The sequence below is a fragment of the Psychrobacillus lasiicapitis genome (genome assembly GCF_006861795.1).
Classification (GTDB): Bacteria; Bacillota; Bacilli; order Bacillales_A; family Planococcaceae; genus Psychrobacillus; species Psychrobacillus lasiicapitis.
In genome coordinates, this window is the sequence record NZ_VDGH01000012.1 from 1 (window position 1) to 20,260 (window position 20,260).

The 20,260-nt window shown below is 37.9% G+C and carries 14 protein-coding genes, 1 pseudogene and 1 riboswitch; of the genes and pseudogenes, 4 read left to right on the plus strand and 11 right to left on the minus strand.

Features of this window, described 5'->3' with window-relative positions:
* Nucleotides 1-265 precede the first annotated feature (265 nt).
* The gene (locus tag FG382_RS18295; protein ID WP_142540340.1) at nucleotides 266-805 is read right to left on the minus strand and encodes a flavodoxin family protein; all 540 of its coding nucleotides are present in this window, start codon (nucleotides 803-805) and stop codon (nucleotides 266-268) included.
* 129 nt (nucleotides 806-934) lie between these two features.
* Between FG382_RS18295 and FG382_RS18300 the strand changes: the two genes are divergently transcribed.
* Both FG382_RS18300 and FG382_RS18305 read left to right on the plus strand, forming a co-directional pair.
* On the plus strand, nucleotides 935-1,831 hold the full coding sequence (locus FG382_RS18300; RefSeq protein WP_142540341.1) for a LysR family transcriptional regulator: 897 nt from the start codon (nucleotides 935-937) through the stop codon (nucleotides 1,829-1,831).
* Between the two features lie 193 nt (nucleotides 1,832-2,024).
* Entirely contained in the window at nucleotides 2,025-4,169 is a 2,145-nt protein-coding gene (locus FG382_RS18305) for a type IA DNA topoisomerase (protein ID WP_142540342.1), read from the plus strand.
* A 49-nt stretch (nucleotides 4,170-4,218) separates the two neighbouring features.
* Here the strand turns inward: FG382_RS18305 and thiE are convergent, their stop codons facing one another.
* From thiE to FG382_RS18350, 9 genes are all read right to left on the minus strand, one after another.
* On the minus strand, nucleotides 4,219-4,836 hold the full coding sequence (gene thiE / locus FG382_RS18310) for a thiamine phosphate synthase (protein ID WP_211356426.1): 618 nt from the start codon (nucleotides 4,834-4,836) through the stop codon (nucleotides 4,219-4,221).
* Nucleotides 4,826-5,635: a hydroxyethylthiazole kinase gene (gene thiM, locus FG382_RS18315; RefSeq protein ID WP_142540344.1), complete on the minus strand. Its 810-nt coding sequence runs from the start codon at nucleotides 5,633-5,635 to the stop codon at nucleotides 4,826-4,828. Before thiM ends, thiE begins: the two co-directional genes overlap by 11 nt.
* A 16-nt stretch (nucleotides 5,636-5,651) precedes the next feature.
* A complete protein-coding gene (gene thiD, locus FG382_RS18320) occupies nucleotides 5,652-6,458 on the minus strand; it encodes a bifunctional hydroxymethylpyrimidine kinase/phosphomethylpyrimidine kinase (RefSeq protein WP_142540345.1) in 807 nt (268 codons plus the stop codon).
* On the minus strand, nucleotides 6,427-6,948 hold the full coding sequence (thiW, locus tag FG382_RS18325; protein WP_142540346.1) for an energy coupling factor transporter S component ThiW: 522 nt from the start codon (nucleotides 6,946-6,948) through the stop codon (nucleotides 6,427-6,429). Before thiW ends, thiD begins: the two co-directional genes overlap by 32 nt.
* Before the next feature lie 17 nt (nucleotides 6,949-6,965).
* Complete coding sequence (gene tenA / locus FG382_RS18330; RefSeq protein ID WP_142540347.1) at nucleotides 6,966-7,679, minus strand: thiaminase II; 714 nt, start codon at nucleotides 7,677-7,679, stop codon at nucleotides 6,966-6,968.
* Entirely contained in the window at nucleotides 7,680-8,957 is a 1,278-nt protein-coding gene (locus FG382_RS18335) for an acetylornithine deacetylase (protein WP_142540348.1), read from the minus strand.
* A gap of 97 nt (nucleotides 8,958-9,054) precedes the next feature.
* Nucleotides 9,055-9,159: riboswitch (TPP riboswitch) on the minus strand.
* Between the two features lie 195 nt (nucleotides 9,160-9,354).
* Nucleotides 9,355-11,427 carry a DUF4179 domain-containing protein gene (locus FG382_RS18340; protein ID WP_142540349.1) on the minus strand — a complete coding sequence of 691 codons (2,073 nt, stop codon included), beginning with the start codon at nucleotides 11,425-11,427 and terminating at the stop codon, nucleotides 9,355-9,357.
* 235 nt (nucleotides 11,428-11,662) lie between these two features.
* A complete protein-coding gene (locus FG382_RS18345) occupies nucleotides 11,663-12,709 on the minus strand; it encodes a DmpA family aminopeptidase (RefSeq protein WP_229677286.1) in 1,047 nt (348 codons plus the stop codon).
* Nucleotides 12,706-14,100, minus strand: a complete 1,395-nt coding sequence (locus FG382_RS18350; RefSeq protein WP_142540351.1) for a bifunctional metallophosphatase/5'-nucleotidase — start codon at nucleotides 14,098-14,100, stop codon at nucleotides 12,706-12,708. Before FG382_RS18350 ends, FG382_RS18345 begins: the two co-directional genes overlap by 4 nt.
* Nucleotides 14,101-14,239: 139 nt before the next feature.
* Between FG382_RS18350 and FG382_RS18355 the strand changes: the two genes are divergently transcribed.
* Nucleotides 14,240-14,737: a TspO/MBR family protein gene (locus FG382_RS18355; protein WP_142540352.1), complete on the plus strand. Its 498-nt coding sequence runs from the start codon at nucleotides 14,240-14,242 to the stop codon at nucleotides 14,735-14,737.
* Between the two features lie 413 nt (nucleotides 14,738-15,150).
* Here the strand turns inward: FG382_RS18355 and FG382_RS18360 are convergent.
* Nucleotides 15,151-15,992, minus strand: a pseudogene (locus FG382_RS18360) (DUF1028 domain-containing protein).
* 423 nt (nucleotides 15,993-16,415) lie between these two features.
* On the opposite strand from FG382_RS18360, the gene FG382_RS18365 reads away from it, so the two are divergent.
* Nucleotides 16,416-20,141: a DUF6359 domain-containing protein gene (locus FG382_RS18365; protein WP_280525893.1), complete on the plus strand. Its 3,726-nt coding sequence runs from the start codon at nucleotides 16,416-16,418 to the stop codon at nucleotides 20,139-20,141.
* Nucleotides 20,142-20,260 lie beyond the last annotated feature (119 nt).

Sequence of the window (20,260 nt, forward strand, 5' to 3'; positions counted from 1 at the left end):
AACCATTCCAACGACGCCCTAAGCGGCGCGAATGGCTCATCGCTCACCCGGCGGAAAGCGTCCACCCTGTAGCGGAAATCCAAGCGTCCACTTCATTCAACTCACTACCGCGCAGTTTCCCTATAATACTACTTGAAAAAAGTTCCCGCCTATCTAAATCTTCTAGAGTTTCCTAACCAATAAAAAAATGCACATATCAGATTGGATATCTGGATTAATGTGCATTTTGTATGTTCCAGTCAACAAATTGGTTACATAGGATTTACTAGCGAATACTTTCCTGAAATTTACTAGCCGCATATAATGCTTGTGTATCTTGTAGAATTTCCCCCGGTTTGTTACCTTCCCCAATAATATACCCTTCAAAACTTGTTCCCATAAAATCAAAAATATGTTGGAACTGCTGAATTAGTGGTAAGCCTTTCACGTATGGGTTATCTCCACCCACTGCAATCACATATGCTTTTTTTTGAGCCATTTGATTTTTAAAATCAGGATACTTTGCGTCTTTCAATGTCTGAGACCAGCGATCAATAAAATTTTTCGTCGTTCCCGACATGGAATACCAATAAATCGGCGTAGAAAAAATAAGAATATCATGCTGAAGTATGCAATCAATGATTGAATTATAATCATCATCGATTTCCGAAAACCCTTCCTCAGCATGTCGCTTATCCTCTATCGGTTTAATCAAATAATCCTTCAAATATATCTCTTCCACGTCTAATCCTTGAATCGCCTTCTTTGTTAATGTCTCTGTATTGCCGTTTGGACGAGTTCCTCCGTACAGAACTGCTATGGTCATCATAAATCCCTCCACTTTATTGTGAATTTGTTATTCTATAATTTCCATTATATAATGAAAACATTAATCATTAAAACAGATTATTTTGATTGAATCAATCGTAAAAAACGATTTAGGAAGGTGAAACAATTGGAGAACAAACATCTGATTACCTTTCAGATAGCAGCTAAAACGTTGAACTTTACTCAAACTGCTAAAATGTTGAATTATGCTCAATCGAGCGTAACAGCACAAATGAAATCACTTGAAGCCGAACTGGGAACACCGTTGTTTGAACGTCTAGGTAAACGCTTAATTTTGACAGAAGCCGGGTGCAAGTTTCAATTATACGCTGATAAAATGATTAGGCTGAATGAAGAGGCAAAGATGGCTGTTGGAGGAGATGAAGAACTCTCAGGGACTCTTACCATTGGGGCACAGGAAAGCCAGTGCACTTACCGACTTCCTCCTATCCTCATGGAGTTTAAGAAGACATATCCTAACGTCAAAGTCATTTTTAAGCCTGCACATTCTGACGAAATTGCTAGAAAGCAACTACTGGAGGGTTTGCTCGATATTGCATTTATCATGGATACAGTAAAACCAGGAGATGCCTTAAAAATAGAGTCTCTTATACAAGAAAATATCAAATTAGTTGTTGCGCCCGATCATCCATTACTTGCAAGACCGGAAGTTTGTCCAAAGGATTTAGAACAAGAAACCTTTTTGCTTACTGAAACTGGGTGTTCTTATCGAACTTTATTAGAAGACAATCTACGTTCAGCGAAGGTTTACCCATTAAATAAATACGAGTTCGGAAGTATAGAGGCCATAAAACAATGTGTTATTGCAGGATTGGGTATAGCTGTACTACCTGAAATGGCAATCGAGTCTGACATCCGTTCAGGGAAAATGAAGGAATTGGCTTGGCTAAACACCTCAACACCAGTTTTTACTCAAATTGCTTGGCACAAAGATAAGTTGATGACTCCTCCGTTACAAGCTTTTATACGATTAACTCATGAAACCTTTAAAGCTTTTACATGAAGCACTGAGAAACCCTAATCGCTTTTTATGCTCTCTCGAGTAAAGGGTCCCCTTCTTCCATAGGCGGATGATGAAATAACCTATCATGTCTGAATTAATAAAATTAAGACTCCCATTGCATTAGAAAACCTTCTTAATCTATGCGATAATAAAAGAACGAACGTTTCTATTATACCCGAAATGAGGTGCCGCTATGAAACCTGTCATCTTAGCCGAAAAACCATCCCAAGCAAAGGCATACGCAGACGCTTTTTCTGTTAAGCGCCACGAGGGATATTTAGAAATCAACCCATGCCCGATTTTCCCAGAAGGAGCATATATAACTTGGGGAATCGGTCATTTAGTAGAATTGAAAGAACCAAAAGCATATGATCCGAAGTGGGATAAATGGTCGCTAAACAGTTTGCCGATTTTACCGAACCGATATGAATTCCAAGTCGCAAAGGGTAAATTTAAACAGTTTTCGATTGTGAAAAAGCTTATAAAAGGGACAGATACTGTTATTAACGCATGCGACGTAGACCGTGAAGGTTCGAATATATTCTATAGTATATATAACCAAACAGGCGCGAGAGGAAAAACGATTAAACGATTGTGGATAAATTCACTTGAAGTTGATGAAGTGCGGAAAGGATTTGCAAATCTACAGGACAATCGCAAAGACCTTCTGTTGTATGAAGAAGCGAAAGCCCGTCAAATTAGTGACTGGCTTGTCGGCATGAATGGCTCAAGATTATATTCGCTTCTCCTGCAATCACAAGGTATTCGAGAAGTATTTCCAATCGGTCGTGTTCAATCACCAACTATCTATTTAATTTATCAACGACAAATGGAGATAGAAAACTTTGTTTCGGAGCCGTTCTTTGAAGTGGAAGCAATCTTTACAGCAGAGCATGGGACCTATAAAGGAAAAGCGAAAGCGAAAGAGCCAAAAAGAGAGATCATTCAGGCACTGCTCGCAAAGCATAATATCCAACCAAATTCACCTGGGATTATTACTTCTGTGGAAAAGCTGGATAAACGGATGCCACCACCGCAGCTCCATTCTTTGTCCACATTACAAGCAACTGCCAATCGCTTGTGGAAAACGAGCCCGGCAGATGTCTTGAAGACCATGCAAGGGCTATATGAAAAGAAGCTTGTGACGTATCCAAGAACGGATTCTCGCTTTATAACCACAGGTGAGTTTTCTTATCTTGCAGGACAAGTCTCAGAATATCAACAGCTTATTGGACACCCCTTCCCTGTTGCTTCGCTCGTGCCTAAAAAGCGTTATGTGGATAATTCAAAAGTGCAAGAACACCATGCCATCATACCGACCAAAAAACTACCTACACAAGCTAAGCTTGCGGGGTTATCCAAGATTGAAAGAAATCTATACGAAGAAATCGTTCGCACGACACTCGCTATGTTTCATACTGATTATCTATATACGGAAACAAAAGTGACTACCGATGTAAATGGGTTACCTTTTTTCACTATCGGAAAGACAGAGCGTGATAAAGGCTGGAAAGCATTGTTTGTTCGTTCTTCTAAAGAAACAGAAAAAGAAGAACCCTCACTTCCTCCTTTGGTTGAACAAGAAAAAGTAGAAAGTAATATTGGAATAAAAGAAGGAAAAACCCAACCTCCAAAGCCTTACACAGAAGGCCAACTAATTGCCATGATGAAAACTTGTGGAAAACTTGTGGAGGACAAAAATGAAACAGATATTTTAAAAGAAGTCGAAGGTCTTGGAACGGAAGCTACTCGAAGTGGAATTATTGAAACAATTAAGCGTCATGGCTATATTGATGTAAAGAAAAACATTGTATCCATTACCGATAAGGGGCGTGTGCTTTGCCAAGCAATTGAAGGAAATCTTCTTGCAAGCCCATCCATGACCGCTAAATGGGAAACATACTTGCGAAAAATCGGCAATGGAGAAGGTTCACAAGAACGGTTTCTAGGTAGTATCGCAAAGTTTATTCAAAGCTTGTTACAAGAAGTCCCGAATCAATTAAAAACAAAAAATATTGATATAAAACTGGCTCCTCGTGCATCAAAATATGATTCGAAATTCAAGAGAGATCCTATTGTAACTTGTCCCAAGTGTAAAAAAGGATCCATAATCGCCCATAAAAGTTTTTATGGTTGCACAGAATACAAAAATGGGTGTACACAGACGTTTAACGGCTTCTTTTTAAAGAAAAAGATTACTCCAAGCCAGATTAAACTTCTTTGTACAAAAGGGAAAACAAATGTTATCAAAGGCTTCGTTGCAGAAAACGGTCAAACGTTCAATGCGAGCCTTACCTTTGTAGAAGGTAAAGTAAAGCTAGATTTTGCAAAAGAATAAATTGAAAAAGAGGATGTCCCTATCAAATACAAAGGATATCCTCTTTTTTCTACTTCTTAAGCTTTTCTAAAAAACTTTTCGCTGCAAGAGAAGGGGAATCTGCTTTCATTATTGCTGAAACAACAGCAACTCCAGCAATTCCGGTATGTTGTAATGTATCAACATTCTCTATCGCGATACCACCAATCGCCACTACAGGGATTGTAACAGTTTTCGTTATTTCTTCCAGCACTCCGTGTGGTAATAGCTCCGCATCCTCTTTTGTACCCGTCGGAAAAACAGAGCCCACTCCTAAGTAAGTTGCTCCATTCCTTTCCGCATTTCTCGCTTCTTCTAGAGTTCCAGCTGAAACTCCAATAATAAATGATTTAGGGACGATTTTCTTTACAACAGCAAGAGGTAAATCAGACTGTCCAATATGCACACCTGCTGCATTTACTGCAATTGCTATATCTATTCGATCATTTATTATTAACGGAACATTATATGAATCTAATAGTTCTTTTACTGCCTTTGCTTTCTCATAAAACACTTTTCCTAAACTACTTTTCTCTCGGAGTTGTACAATCGTTACGCCACCTTTGATTGCTTGCTCCACCACTTTTAACAATGAATCGATCGGTACTGATTCTTCCGTCACTAAATACAATGTCATATCAAGATTCAAGAATAGAGACCTCTTTCCCCCATATATTTTCATCTAAATGAAATATCTCATCCATCAATTTAACTTTAAATTGGCCAATTCCTGCTCCTTCAGAAAGTTTCCTTCTCGCTTGCTCTCCTGCTAAACTCATTGCTGACATTCCCGCGATACTTGCTGAAAAATAATCATCTGTTGTTCCTGCAAAGCTAGCTATTAAGGTGGATGTCATACATCCTGTACCTGTTACTTTTGTTAACCATATATCCCCGTTTTCAATTTGAACAATCTCTTTTCCATTAGATACAATATCAACTTTTCCACTCACTACCACAACACAAGAAAAAAGATTTGCAGCTTTCATCGCAAGTTCTTTACTATCCAATGAGTTATCCCCTGCATCTACACCACGCGTTTTCCCTTTTCCACCAATCAGTGAATCGATCTCGCTTGCATTCCCTCTAATAATCGCTACGCTTATTTTTGCTAAAAGTTCTCCTGCTACCTTCTTTCGATACGTTGTAGCTCCTACGCCTACAGGGTCGAATATAACGGGTATTCCTTTTTCATTTGCAGCTTTCCCAGCTAGTAGCATTGCAGAAAAAGTCTCCGCTTGAATTGTCCCTATATTCAGCACTAGTGCATTTGCTAATTGAACCATTTCCTCTACTTCTTCAACACTTGTTGCCATTACAGGAGAAGCTCCAATTGCAAGGGTTACATTTGCACAATCATTGATTGTCACCATATTGGTAATATGATGAACGAGTGGGTTTCGACTGCGGACAAGTGAGAATAAGTCACTAACTACTTTTCTATTCATCTAGTATTTCTCCTATCTATTTCATTCCCATTTTCGAGCTCTCATATAAATCATAAAAATGATGTGTCGGTCCGTGTCCTGAACCTAAAGACAAACTATGCGTAATCGCAGTAGTTATATACTGTTTTGCTAGTGTCACCGCCTCAAGTAAAGTAGAGCCTTTTGCTAAATTTGCTGCAATTGCAGAAGATAATGTGCAACCTGTGCCATGTGTATTTTCTGTCTGAATGCGATTCGCTTTTAACCAATGAAAGTCCACCCCATTGTAGAAAAGATCATTTGGAGGACCTATTAAATGTCCTCCTTTTATCAGTACAGCATCCACACCCATCTCCATTATTTGCTCACACGCTTTATACATTTCCTCTTCCGTTTGCAGCGTTCTTCCTATTAATACTTCTGCTTCTGGAATATTTGGTGTGATGATGGATGAAAGAGGAAGTATTTTTTCCTTTACAGCTTCCACTGCAGATTCCTCCAAAAGGTAATGGCCACCTTTGGAGATCATGACTGGATCTACTACAATATACTTAGGTTTATATTTTTTTAATGTTTCTGCTACTACTTGAACTGTTTCAACATTTCCGAGCATCCCAATTTTTACTGCATCTACTTGAATATCATCAAATACTGCTTCTATCTGATCTTGAATAATTTGCAAATCAATTTGTTGAACAGAACGTACCTCTTTTGTATTTTGTGCTGTTACTGCAGTAATTACAGACATTCCGAATGCCCCATTTGCAGAGATTGCTTTAATATCTGCTTGGATACCTGCTCCTCCTCCTGAATCAGACCCTGCTATTGTAAGCACTGTTTTCATTTAATAATCCTCCCATAATTTTGTTTTTCATCATCACTTTTAACAATCCAAACGCTAAAAAGGCTCCAGTAAACGAACTAAACATAAAGGCTGGCACAAATCCAAAAAGTGTTAGTTCTTTTCCAAATAGAAGGACGCCTATCGGGTACGTTGCAATGGCACCGAGAATCCCAGTACCAACAACTTCTCCCACAAATGCAAATCCAAGCTTTTTCGTTTTTGAATACAAGAAACCAGCCAGAAGTGCGCCAATTACACTTCCTGGAAAAGCAAAAATAGAGCCCGTACCCAATAAATTTCGTAAAGTAGAAACGATTAATGCTCCCCCAACTGCATACCACGGACCTAACAACACAGCCAAAAGTACATTTGCGAAATGCTGGATTGGGAAGATCTTAGCAAAACCAACCGGTATAAATATGAGATGACTAGATATGGTCGTAATCGCAATAATGACCGATGTCAAAGTTAGCTTCCTTGTTTTATTCATTCTTTTCACCTTCTACCTTAGAGTGGCCATTCTTCTAATTGATCGTTCATTTCCCAAAACAAGTACTCGAATTTAGACGTCATTTGAAAATGTTCTTCAATCTGAGCAAGTTCTCTTTCGGGTTTACCTTCCGTTAACGTATCCATTAACTGGATTAACCACTTTGCTCCTGCTGCAAATTCTTCGGAATCATAAGTTTCTATCCATTTTGCATATTTGTTTGTGGATAAACTATCCCCATATTGTGCGCGTAGTAGCTTCCCGATTTCCCAGTAATCCCAAGCACAAGGGAGTAAACAGGAAACTAATTCTACAAGCGACCCATTTTGAGCAACATTTAACATATAGCGTGTATAGGCCAAATTTGTAGGAGTTGGCTTAGTAGCTTCTAACTCCTCTTTAGAAATACCAAACTCTGCAGCAAAAGCACGATGTAAATCCATTTCAAAATGGAGCGTATCGTGAAGGGTTTTTGAAAAGTTGGTCATCATTTCTAAATCAAGTGATTTTTGAACTCCTACCGCAAAAAGCTTCGAATAGTCTAATAGGTAGACATAATCTTGCTTCATATAATGGATAAACTTTTCTTCAGCTAATGTTCCTTTTCCTAATTCTTGCACAAACGGATGTTGATGATTTTTCGCCCAAATCGGTTTTACATTTTCAAATAGTCGATCACTAAATTTCTTTGTAGATATCATAAGACTTACCTCCTGAAATATTGGTTTCATTTATTTTTTGGTATTGCACCATTGGCAAATAAATAACAATAGAGTTTGTGTAAACAAAAGTAATTCCTCTATATTTAATTTTTCATCAACCGAATGTGCTTCTTCCAGTTTTCCTGGACCATAAATAACAGTCGGAATTCCTGCTTGCCCAAGCCAGCCTGCATCAGTAACAGATTTAGACATCCCAATTTGGACTGGATTTTTTTCTATCTGCTCGTGACACGCTGCCAGTAGTAGACCTGCTGGATGTTCCGCATCCATTTTTAATGCCGGAAATACCTCACCACGTTCCTCAATCATAGATTTTCCGCCCCAACGATATTGAAGAGGATTTTCCCTTAACCAAGGATCAGCCATCGCTACTTGGTTTAAATGATTTTCTATTTCAGTAGTAACTGATTCGTACGTTTCATTCGGATAAAAATGTACCGTAATCCAAAGTCTGCATTCATCCGCTACAAAAGCGGCGTGCCTGCCACCTTCAATAACTGCCGGATTAATCGTTGTTGTGCCGGGAGCAAATCCAGGATATTGCTTCGTTACTGCCCAATGTCTCTCCAATTCTTGAAGACCCTCAATAATTTTCATCATTTTTTCTATGGCACTTGCGCCTTTTATTAATCCTCCTGCATGCAACATTTTCATCCGCATGGCATCGTGGAAAACTTCCTTACTTTTAATCGTTATCCAACCAGTTATTACTCCACCTTGGCCATGAATTTGTCGATCACTTCCATCTACTACTAGAGCAAAATCAGCTGTATACCCTCTCTCTATACAAGATAGCGTTCCTGCTTCACCTGCTTCTTCTCCAATAACAGACTGAATTTGTAAATCACCTTTAATTTCGATATTTAACTCTTTTAATAGTTTTACAGCTAACAACGTTGCTGCAATTGCGCCTTTCATATCAGAGGTACCTCTGCCAAATACATATCCATCTTTATTTGTTAGCTTAAATGCTGGCACAGTCCAAGCACTCTCATCCCCAACTTCTGCCACATCAATATGTCCATTAATGATTAGACTGTGATAATGCAATCCTTCTGACCCTCTTTTTATCCCTACTACATTCGGATCATTTGGAAACACATCCCAACTATCGGTTTCAAATTGGTGTGCTTCTAAAAAGTTGGCAATATAATTTTGTATCTCCCCTGTATTTCTTGCAGGAGGACTTACTGTTGGGAAGCTAACTAATTCTTCCAGTATCAACAGGAGTTCCTCTTTATGTTCATTTACTGCTTTAATAATTCGATTTTGTATTTCTTTCTCCATTTCTTTCCCCTTCCCAGCTATATTTCAGAAAACAAAAAACCGCTCTCCATAAACGGAAAGCGGCTGTTTTCTACACAGTTAAACTAAACATACGACAGTAGGGGACCAGCTGCTTCCCTCCGCTAGTATTAACTAGATCAGGTTCAAAGGGTTTACATCCATGATGTGTCTCAGCCTATAATAGGCTCCCCTAGCAGTCATCTATTTAATTGTTCATGCATCTAAATCTTAACATAACTATTTAGAATTACAAGAATGTTTCGCTAAATACTTGTATAGCTGTACATACTATTTGAACAGTGAACTTTTTAATCATCACTCTTTTTAGCTTAAAAGCTATTCGATAAATCTTGGCGCATTCCTGTAACAGAAATGCGCCGGTTTGTATTTATATCATTTAATTCTTTTCCCTGACCTGCTCTTTCAAGGAGAGTTTCACAACATCATCTAGATATTTCGTTGTTTGATATCCGTAAATCTCCAGTTTTTTTGGAATATCATTTTCACTATAGAACTTAGCCCTATCAACCGTAGTGAAATAACGGGGTTGTTCGATTTCTTCATATCTGAAATTAGGTTGATTCAGTTCGTAATCTACCCCATTTTTATCAACAAGTACTCCTTCCGAACTCATCTCCATTGCACTAGATGACCCACCATACTCATTTACAAAATTGTAATGAAACGTCTCATAAGCTCGATTCTCCAATTCATGATTGCTTATGATAATAGTGGTAGACTGTTCATCTTCCTGCTTGTCTATAGAGATTGTACTTCCTACATATTCAAACGTTTGTGGATATTTCTGGGTATTATCCAATTCAATTGTTTTTTTGTTTTCAAACGTTAAATTGGCAACTTCTAGTTGAACATTAACCTCTTTTGGTTTTTCTCCAAAAAGAGGGTCAAAATGCGTTTGAAAAGTTGTCCAATTCACATCTTGCTGTAAATCCACATAAGAGGTACCATACATATCCGCTTCCATCTTTTTATTATTCACTTCTAGATTGTTAAAGTTAAGATTGTCTACCCGCTTTTCTGTTAAACCATGGTTAATACTAAATTGAATAGTTGTAGCTGTTGGCGCAGCGGTTAGTTTGTCAAATCGAATCGGAATCCCTTCTATTTCAATTTCTTTATCCAAGGCATATTCGACAGAAGGCTGTTTTGTTACAGGTATCTCGAAGTTCCACTCTCCTGTTTTATTTTCAATGTTTCCATAGTCCCAAAAATTTTGCTGCTCATTGGAATCACGATTCAATTTATGAAGATTGGTAATTTGGAGTTCGATTGTTGCGCTGTCGGTATTAAGTGGCAACATACTGACTTTTCCTCGATACACGTTTTTTTCTCTATTATTGAGATCTGATTCTAGGTCAGGAGGATAATACCTTGGATATGTTGAATTGTTCATAATTTCAAATCCATTCTTCACTAACATTCCATTATCATAATTCATCATATATTGGCTGTCTTCCATCGTATCTTCAATTTCATAAAATAGTAGCGTCTGCACATCATCGGCAATTATACTTTTAATCGTAATTTTTACCCCATCGTTTTCTGCTTCCAGGTTCAACCTTTGACCAAGATCTTGTTGTAAAAAGGAGATCAATTCCGGATCTTCTTCTACCCATGAATAGTAAAGATTGGCAAATGTACCTGTAATAAAACCTATACCTATTAATATGGCGAATGCACTGCCCAAAACAAGTCCCATTCTTTTATGTTTCTTATTCTTCTCTTGCCTGTGCTTCTCGTTTTCTTTTAGCTTTTCTTTGACATTCTCCATAAGATTAGTCGGCATATGCAATTCTTCTATTCTATCTGTAAGATTTGATAGATTCGATTTAACATCCTGAAAGGCCGCCAACTCTTCCTGACATTGTGGACACCCATATATATGTACTTCTAAATCGATCTTTTTCGAGCGTTCCATTGTTTGTTCTAAGTAGTCGAGATAATCATTTCGATACTCCCCACAGCCATGAAAGGACGTTCCCAACCATATTTCATTTCTAAGTTTCTGGATTGCGGAAGTCAACAACTCTTTTAACTTTCCCACTGAAACTTGGAGAAGATAAGCAGCTTCTTCTTGAGTAAATCGTTGTACGTATGTAAGGACGACCGCTGCTTTTTCCTCCTGTTGCAATTGATCTAGTGCTTTAAAGATACCTTGGAGATTTTCACTTTCTTTACTTTTAGCAAGAGAAAGCTCTCGGCAGTTATGTATGAATATGGACGTAATCCACGTTTCGAATCGTATTTTATTATTAAAACGAGGCAATTCCTTTTGACCCTTTATAATGGTCCGGTAAAAAAGCTCTTCGACTTGTTGTGGACTGCTGAGATAACAGGAGCCAAGTATATAAAACGACTGTTGATGCTGATTTAACCAATCGACGATTAAATCTCCGCCTTTTTTTCTAATGGTAGCAATAGAAATAGAATCTGCTGTTACCGTAATCATCCAATTGTCCCCCCTTTTTGTTTGCAAATCATTCACTTCAACTGAATATATTACTTTTCTATAAATTACGATGATTGTAAATAATGGTTTATTTATAGAATAACAAACTTCTTATTAAATCGTAAGCCTACGTATAACTAATTTCTTCTAATGGCCAGTTCATGAGGAAAGGCTGCTCAAGAGCAGCCTTTCCTTACTTGCCATCTTATTATCGAACAGGCTGTTTAAAGCATACTCATTCGAACGGATAACTATATGCAATATTTCCCAAACGACCTTCTGTAGTAACTGCTTGGGACAACGAATTTAATATTGCTTCTTCCGTTACTTCAGCCGCTCCTTGAAAAAGATCATTCATGATTGGATGGTCGTCCCTCAGCTGGATTCTAGTTTCTAGACTCTCTTCAGTAAAATGTGCGACTTTATTGGCTGTAGAGAATGCAATAACTACATCCCCGCTCCCATTACTAAAATGACTTCCAGTTCTACCTAGTCCGACACCACATCTCTTTGCCACCCTCTTTAGCTGTCTGCTGCTAAGCGGTGCATCTGTTGCCAAAACAATTATAATAGAACCATCCGCTGGTTTCGGAAATGTGAGGACAGAGCTTGTTTCTTTCACTTTATAGTGATCACTTTGAAACTCTTCCTGTCTTCCAAAATTACTAAGAACTAAACAACCGATTGTATAGTCTCCGACAAGACGGGAGGAAGATCCAATACCACCTTTGTACCCAAAACAAATCATTCCCTTTCCAGCGCCTACTGCACCTTCAGTAGCAACATCCGTCGAAGCTTTTTGTATGGATTCTATCGCATGCTTCGGCTCGATTGGTAATTTCCGAATAGAATTCAACCTGCTATCATTACATTCTCCGACAACTAAGTTGATCGTTCCTGTTGTGTCCCCAATCTCTGGATTTCCCTCTAACATATATTCCAACGTCCCTTGTGTAACTGCTGGAACAGCAAAGGTGTTTGTCAGCATGATGGGAGATTCAATAAGTCCTAGTTCATCTACTTGTACAAGTCCCGTCGTTTTCCCAAATCCATTCAATACATAACTTGCCCCAGCTACTTTCTGTTGAAATAAATTACCACCGTGTGGCAAAATGGCAGTTACTCCGGTGCAAGCGTATTCCCTTTCCCCCAGAGAATCGTCTAGCGTTACATGTCCCACTTTTACATCCACCACATCGGTAATGCAATTTTTTCCACCGACAGGTAAACGTCCAATTACTACGCCTCTTTGCCTTATTTTCTTTGGCTCATTGTGCTTCAAAGTAGTACCTCCAATTCTGCTCTTTCTTTCCATCTGTTTACATATGCTTTCTCGATGAATTCCTCTTTATCTGCATATAAGCGAATAACATCTTTAATTTCTTCGGCAAGATATTTTTCATTTCGATTGTTTGCAAGGCTTTCATAGATTGAACCTCTTTGTAAAAAGTCTGAGCTAGCCACTGCATACCAAGTTTCTTCTTCTAAAGGCATATCGTTCACATAAACAGCTTGTACATTTTTACCATCATGGACTATTTGCGCTCCAGCTATATGCAGTCTACCGGCAAACTTCCCTCTAAAACCTGGTCCCCGTCCATCTGCTAGGCAAACTTGCGCATCCAAAGATTGTTCCAGTGCTTCCTTTATATACTTTCCTTGAATTTCGAAAGAGGTTGGGTTTAATGGAGATGGACAAATTTCAATTAGTTTTTTCCTTGTCATTTCATGAAAAATACCCGCATTACAAATACCACTGTTAATGAGCCCGATATCACACTTAAGCATATCCTTTAAGCCTTCTGCTATTAAATTCGTCATGGGATTTTCCTCAATCACATCATGCCATAGAGGTTGAGGAAGATTGTATAGCGGTTCACTTAATACCTCAATCGCTTTTTCTTTATTTGTTTTTAATATAGATATAACCTGCTCATCTTTAGTTGCCTTTGTGGAAGAAATGGTAGAAGAGTTAATCAGTTCTACTTTCCCTTCATTAATTTCTAGTTCAAGAATTCCTAGATGCTCGCCATAGTTTCCTGCACTATTCATGATTGTATTATTTATCACTTTCGCTTTGTCAAAAAGTTTATGATCATGCGCCGAAATAATAATATCGATTTCTGGAATTTCCATCGCAAGTGGCTCATCTGCAAATGTCCCCACATGGCTTAAAAGGACGCAAATATCATAATTTCCTGTATTTCTTTTTATTTCTTCTATGATTGCTTCTTTATAATCCGTCATGTAAATACCCAACCCATCATTAAAAACATCCATATTAGGGGAAGAACCAGTAACAAGAATTCGCAAACCATTTTTTTCGAGAATAATACTCTTATGTACACCATTAATCTTCGTCTTATCTTTTTTGAATAAATTATTACTGATAAAGGGAAAAGAACTACTACTCGCCATGTGCTCAAGTGTATCTACACCATTGAACATTTCATTATTTCCGATAGTAAGCGCATCGTAACCAATATTCTCTAGTAACTCGATTGCCGCTATCCCTCTTGTACCTTGCAACTCAATGCTTCTAAAATCGGCAAAATCTCCACCTTCCAACACAATTGTATGTTCGTCTTTATGTTGTTTAATAAGTGTTGCAACCTTTGCAAAGTTAGCGAAATTACTATGTACGTCATTTGTATGTAGAATTTTTAGTTTCATTGGATCCTCCAGAATTTCGTTTTTATTCTACTCTACCATATTCTGATAATTCTATAAAATAGATAACATAATTAAATTTTTGGTTTTCCTTTGTGAAATAGGGAATAGTAGGAGTATTAAATGGTAGGAGGTAAATAATATGGAATTGTTAAAAGTAGATGGACGTCTCAACAAAAAACGATTAGCACTTAGTATTCTTATTCCTGTTGTAGGAGGATCTATTACTGGATGGTTAGCAAACAGAAATGCACAAAGTAAATATAAAAAACTTAAACAGCCTTCCTTTGCTCCTCCAGCCGCTATCTTCCCTATCGTATGGACATCCCTTTATACAATAATGGGTATAGCAAAATATCGAGCGACTGAAAAAGTTAAGCATGCAAAAGAAAATACACCTGCGATCCCCTTATATGAATTACAGCTGGGTCTGAACTTTTTATGGTCATTCTTATTTTTTCGTTGGGGTCTTCGAGGGACTGCATTGATAGAAATGGTTACGATGCTTGCCTTAATAGCTTTAACTGCCTATGAGTTTCAAAAAGTAGACAAGACTGCCGGAGTGCTTATGATGCCATATATCGGATGGGTTACATTTGCATTGGGTCTTAATTACGCTGTATGGAAGCTTAACAAATAACTCTTAAGTGCCAGTCCCCACACAAATTATTACGCTATACTATTGAAATTGCTATGCATTTTCATCTTACTTGGGGAACCGCAATCGTAAATATATTAACTTCTTTAGAAAGCCTTTTTCTAAAATATAGTTCGACCAATTAAATTATATTGGTGCCTAGTCATACACACACTTTAATAAAAAGAGCCTAAAGGATACTTTTAGGCTCTTAAACGTATGTTGCGTATACTTCTGTAGAGTTGAAGTTTGTTACTTTATCTACTGCATTTACCAGTTTGACAATTACAATTTTTGATTCATCTATCCGATTCATTGATACTTCTTTCATTTGATAGAATAAAACAGTTATTAGATGTAACTTATTTATAACATCCTCATTAAAAGCTTTTGTAGTTCTTCCCCAATAGAGCCTTCTATTTTATCCGCATATACTCCAGTACTTTTAAGTCAATAAATCCCCTTTTTTGTACCCGCTCATCGAAGTTTTCTATCAGATGATACGACTGCACTGCGTCCAATAAATCATCCAGTTCCGTCAACCCTCTATCTAAATAACCATTTTCATATAAGAGAATTTGAATTTCTTTTTCTAGTTCCCCTTCAATCGCCACAATATCCGTTGGTAACGTTGGTTCAAAATAAAGTCTATGCAGTTTCAACAATCTAGCTAATTCATGTACTGGTTCTTTGTGATCATCCACACGAAGATCGATGTAGCGGTCATTATAACCGCCATAACTGCCATTCTCTTTTACGACTAATAAAGCTGCAGATTGTTTTCCTCTTCTATCACCACCTGCGCCTTCCCCTGCTTGTAGTGATTCTATCAAGCGCTCAGCTAGAGATCCCTCCGCCTGCATAAACGCAGTTTTCATCGCCTCGACTGTATGTTGATCTACTGTATATTTCCTTGCACTGCAAAATTCTCCCCTGCATAACCACCAGCCCAGTTATAGCAATCCTCGCCCGTGAATGTTGCACTTTGTCCCCTAGCATCAACAATTCCAACTTGCCTATAAGTAGAACTATTATCATTTTTAGTAAGCTCTTTTATTACTTGTTCCGGTGTAACCCCTTTTTCTAGCATGTCCAAGCCATGGTTTCCATATTCCAAATTAGCCCAAGACTGTGTCGCGATTGCTCCAACCCCTGCTTTTGCATACGGTACCACTGCTCCAACACACAAAAATTTGGATGCTACCGCTACCCCCAATTCATTTGTTTGCGGATCAAAACCAATAACTGAAAATGTCATATTCGTTCCCCTTTCTTTAGAAGTTTATATTACTTGATATGTACTCATATTGTATCTTTTGTTGAAATAATAAGAAACTTATAGAATTCACCTAAAAAATGGCCCCTCCTTACTAGTAAAATATACCGAGCATTAAGCGCAACCATTTAATTATTTCGAGATTTTACAGGTGCCAAGCACTTGTAATACTATAAAGTTCAAAAACCAAATATCACAGAATTGTCACGGGTGCCTGGCACCTGTAATAATGACTTTGTATTCACTTCACTATAATTATATTTTCATAGTCAAAATTTTTTCCGTACATACTTCCTTCCTGTTTTTGTTTCAATATTGGAAATTTTACAATATCCTATCTTTTTACTAATTTTGTTTTGCTATAATTTATTTGCATCAAACAATATATGCCAAGGAGTGAGTTAGTTGACAAAAAGTGACACGAAGAATCACGTTTTCAGCAAGGTAGCCCTATCTCTCTTGTTAGTATTAACGATGGTTTTACCATTTATCGCTACACCAACAGCGCAAGCAACAGAACCTATATCGGTTGCTGATGCTATTGCAAACAATACAGGCACAGCAACCGTTCAAGGATTTATCGTAGGGACAGCAAGCTCTGGAACTTCTTATGATCAAGAAGCGCCTTTTACAGTAGCAACCAATGTGGGGCTTGCCGACTCTCCGAATGAAACGGACGCATCAAAAATATTACCAGTTCAATTACCAATTGGTGCAGTTCGGGCTGGTTTAAATTTGGTGGACAACCCTAATTTATTCAAAGGGGAAGTGACAATAACCGGCACATTATCCGCTTATTTCAGTGTTCCGGGACTGAGAAATGCAAGTGCATACACGATTATTTCAAATGGAGAAATACCAACTCCTCCTGAAGTGGAAGATTTAGAAAATGTCGCTGCAGCTCGTGCTATAACGGATGCAAATCAAGTAATCAAAGTGCAAGGAACAGTAACCACAGGCACTGGTTTCTGGGGTGGAAAAGGTTTCTACATCCAAGATGAAACAGCCGGAATTTATGCTTTTACTAATTCAGCAGATGTAAATCCTGGAGATATTGTAGATCTTGAAGGAAAAGTAAGTCCATACAGTGGGGAGCTTCAAATCCAGCCGACTAAAATTTCGAAAATTTCTTCTGGAAATCCCCTTCCCACAATCCAAGAAATTACACCAACTGGGGTAAATGAAGAAACGCAAGCAGAGCGTATTCAGCTTAATAACGTGACCATCTCGAATTTAGTGAAATCAAATGACTTCGGGACATTCGAATTCACTGCAACAGATGAAAATGGTGAATCTGTTGTTATTCGAAATGATAATCGAAACGGATTAGAATACGATACATTCATCAAACAATATAAAAATGGCGATTTAATACATGTTTCTGGTATCGCTTCCAAATTCAATACAAGCTATCAGGTGAAAACACTCGGTTTAGAGAGCTTTGAACAAGTAAATAAACCTGATGTTTACACGGATGTTTTACCTGGAACTATTTCGGAAGGAACAGAAATTTCTCTAATGACACCAATTGAAGGTGCGACTATCCGCTATACACTAGATGGCTCGACTCCTACGTTGGAAAGTACAAAGTATAACGCTCCTATTAAACTAACGAAGACTACAACAATTAAAGCAATTGCTGTAAGTGATATTACTTCTGATGTATTCACTTTTACGTACAATGTACTGAAGTCAAATAACCTTGTCATTCACGATATTCAAGGAAACGGACACTTCTCTCCTTATGAAGGGGCAAACGTACAAAACATCACTGGAGTCGTAACACACTTGTATAACTCAGCAAACTTTGTCATTCAAGACATTAATCCGGATGATGACAAAACTACTTCAGAAGCGATCATTGTTAACAAAGCTTCTAATGGACTTAAAGTCGGCGATTTAGTATCCGTTGCAGGAACTGTTGAGGAATGGTATTACGAAGGCTATTCGGATATGAAGGCAAATGATTTACCAATTACAAGAATTCGTGCGACAGCTGTTACAAAAAATGGAACAGCGGCTCTACCCGCTCCTTTAGTTATCGGGGAAGATATTTTACCGCCAACCGAAATAATCGACAATGATGGCTTAACTTCTTTTGATCCACTGGAAGATGGAATCGATTTTTGGGAATCTGTTGAATTAATGCGTATCGCTGTTCCCAATGCAAAAGTAGTTGGTCCACAAGACTATGGCGAGATAGCTGTTGTTGCTGGGAATTCTACTAATACAACATTCAACGCTTTAGGTGGCATTAATATTTCAGCAAATGACTACAATCCAGAAAGAATTTTAGTAGATATTGATAATGAAAACTATGACGCAAAATCTGGTGACTATTATACAGGGAATATTGTTGGTGTAATGGGCTACGGCTTTGGAAATTTCAAGTTATGGTCAGAAGAATCTTCTCTTCCACCAATCACTCGGATTGAAAAACCTAATGTAATAACAAATATTGAACCAAAAGAAGATAAACTAACAGTAGCTTCTTACAATGTGGAAAATTTTTCAACAAATAAAGAAAATACTCCCGATGAAAAAGTAGCGAGAATAGCAAAATCATTCGTGGAAAATATGAAATCACCAGATATTATTACATTATTAGAAGTTCAAGATAATGACGGGCCCACAGCTTCTGGTATATCTGATGCATCCGCTAGTTACGAACGCTTAATAGCTGCTATCGTTTCAGCTGGAGGTCCGGTATATAAATGGACAGACATTGCACCTGAGTATGATCAGGATGGTGGACAACCAGGTGGTAATATTCGAGTAGGATACTTATACAATCCTGAGCGTGTTACTTTATTAGAAGGTACAAAAGGTGGCTCCACCGATAAAGTAGACTGGGATGAAAATGGTAATTTAACGTTAAACCCAGGTCGTATTCTAGATATCCCACTACCTAATACGCGTAAACCACTTGCGGCTCAATTTGAATTTAAAGGGGAAAAAATTGTTGTTATCGGAGCACATTTAAATTCTAAAGGTGGAGATCAGCCTTTATTTGGGAAACATCAACCACCATACCTAGGCTCGGAAGCACAACGAATAGAAATAGCAACAATGATTAATAACTTTATCAAAGCAGGGCAAGCGAAAGATCCAAACTTAAAAGTAATTGTAGCTGGTGATATGAATGATTTTGAATTCACCCCTACTCTTTCTGCCCTTAAAGGCGGCATTTTAACGAATATGGTAGAAAAAGTACCCACTGGTCAACGTTTTTCTTATTACTATCAAGGAAACAACCAAGTACTAGACCACATTTTAGTAACGAACAACATAGCAGATAAAACGGCGGTAGACATGATTCATATTAACGCGAATTACATGGATATTCACGGTCGTGCATCTGATCACGATCCTGTTTTAGTCCAAGTAGAATTGAAGGAAAAAGAAACGTATACTCTTCAGGCGAATAAAACATCAGTACAATTAAAAGCAGGTCAAACGGAGCAAGTTACATTAACAGAAACTGCGATGAAACAAGACGGTACTACTTCAACAAAAGATGTAACGGCCCAGGCAGTTTACAGTGGCTTTGATAAGAAAGTCATTTCTGTAGAAAAAGGTGCGATTACAGCACAAGCAGCTGGAAAAACAACAATTACAGCAACCTACGGGGACAATAAAGTAACGATCAACGTCACAGTTCAATCTAACAAGGCTGGTGAAGCAGTAATTACCGCTGACCAGGTAGATACTTCTAAAGCTGTTATCACAGTAGACGGTTCAGTATTGCACGATGCCGGAAACGTTTATATTCGTTTCACGGATGAAGCTACGAAGAAAATAAACGCGGCCAATAAAGATGTCATCATTACACTTATGACTGGAACATTCACTATCCCTGAAACGAACTTTCATACGCTTGCTAAGAGTGGTGAGTTTACACTTTACTTAGATTATCATGTACCACCAGGTCTATTAAAAGAAAAGAACAAAGACAAGATAAAAGATAATCTGAAGTTGAAAGACATCGCTTTCTTTGATAGCAAAAATAATAAAATAACACAAGGCTTTAAAGACTACTTCATCATCGTTACAGAAGGTAAAAAACCTACTGTAGAAGGTGCTTACTACGATAATAAATCGAAGAAGTGGAAATTCAAGAAAATAAAATAAATTGAACCCAATAGTTGGAGCGTATAAGTGACTGTGTCATTTATGCGCTCCATTTTATTTGGGGAACTTTGAAAACTAGAAGTTAGAATTTTTCTATACCTACTTACAAACTTAAAGCA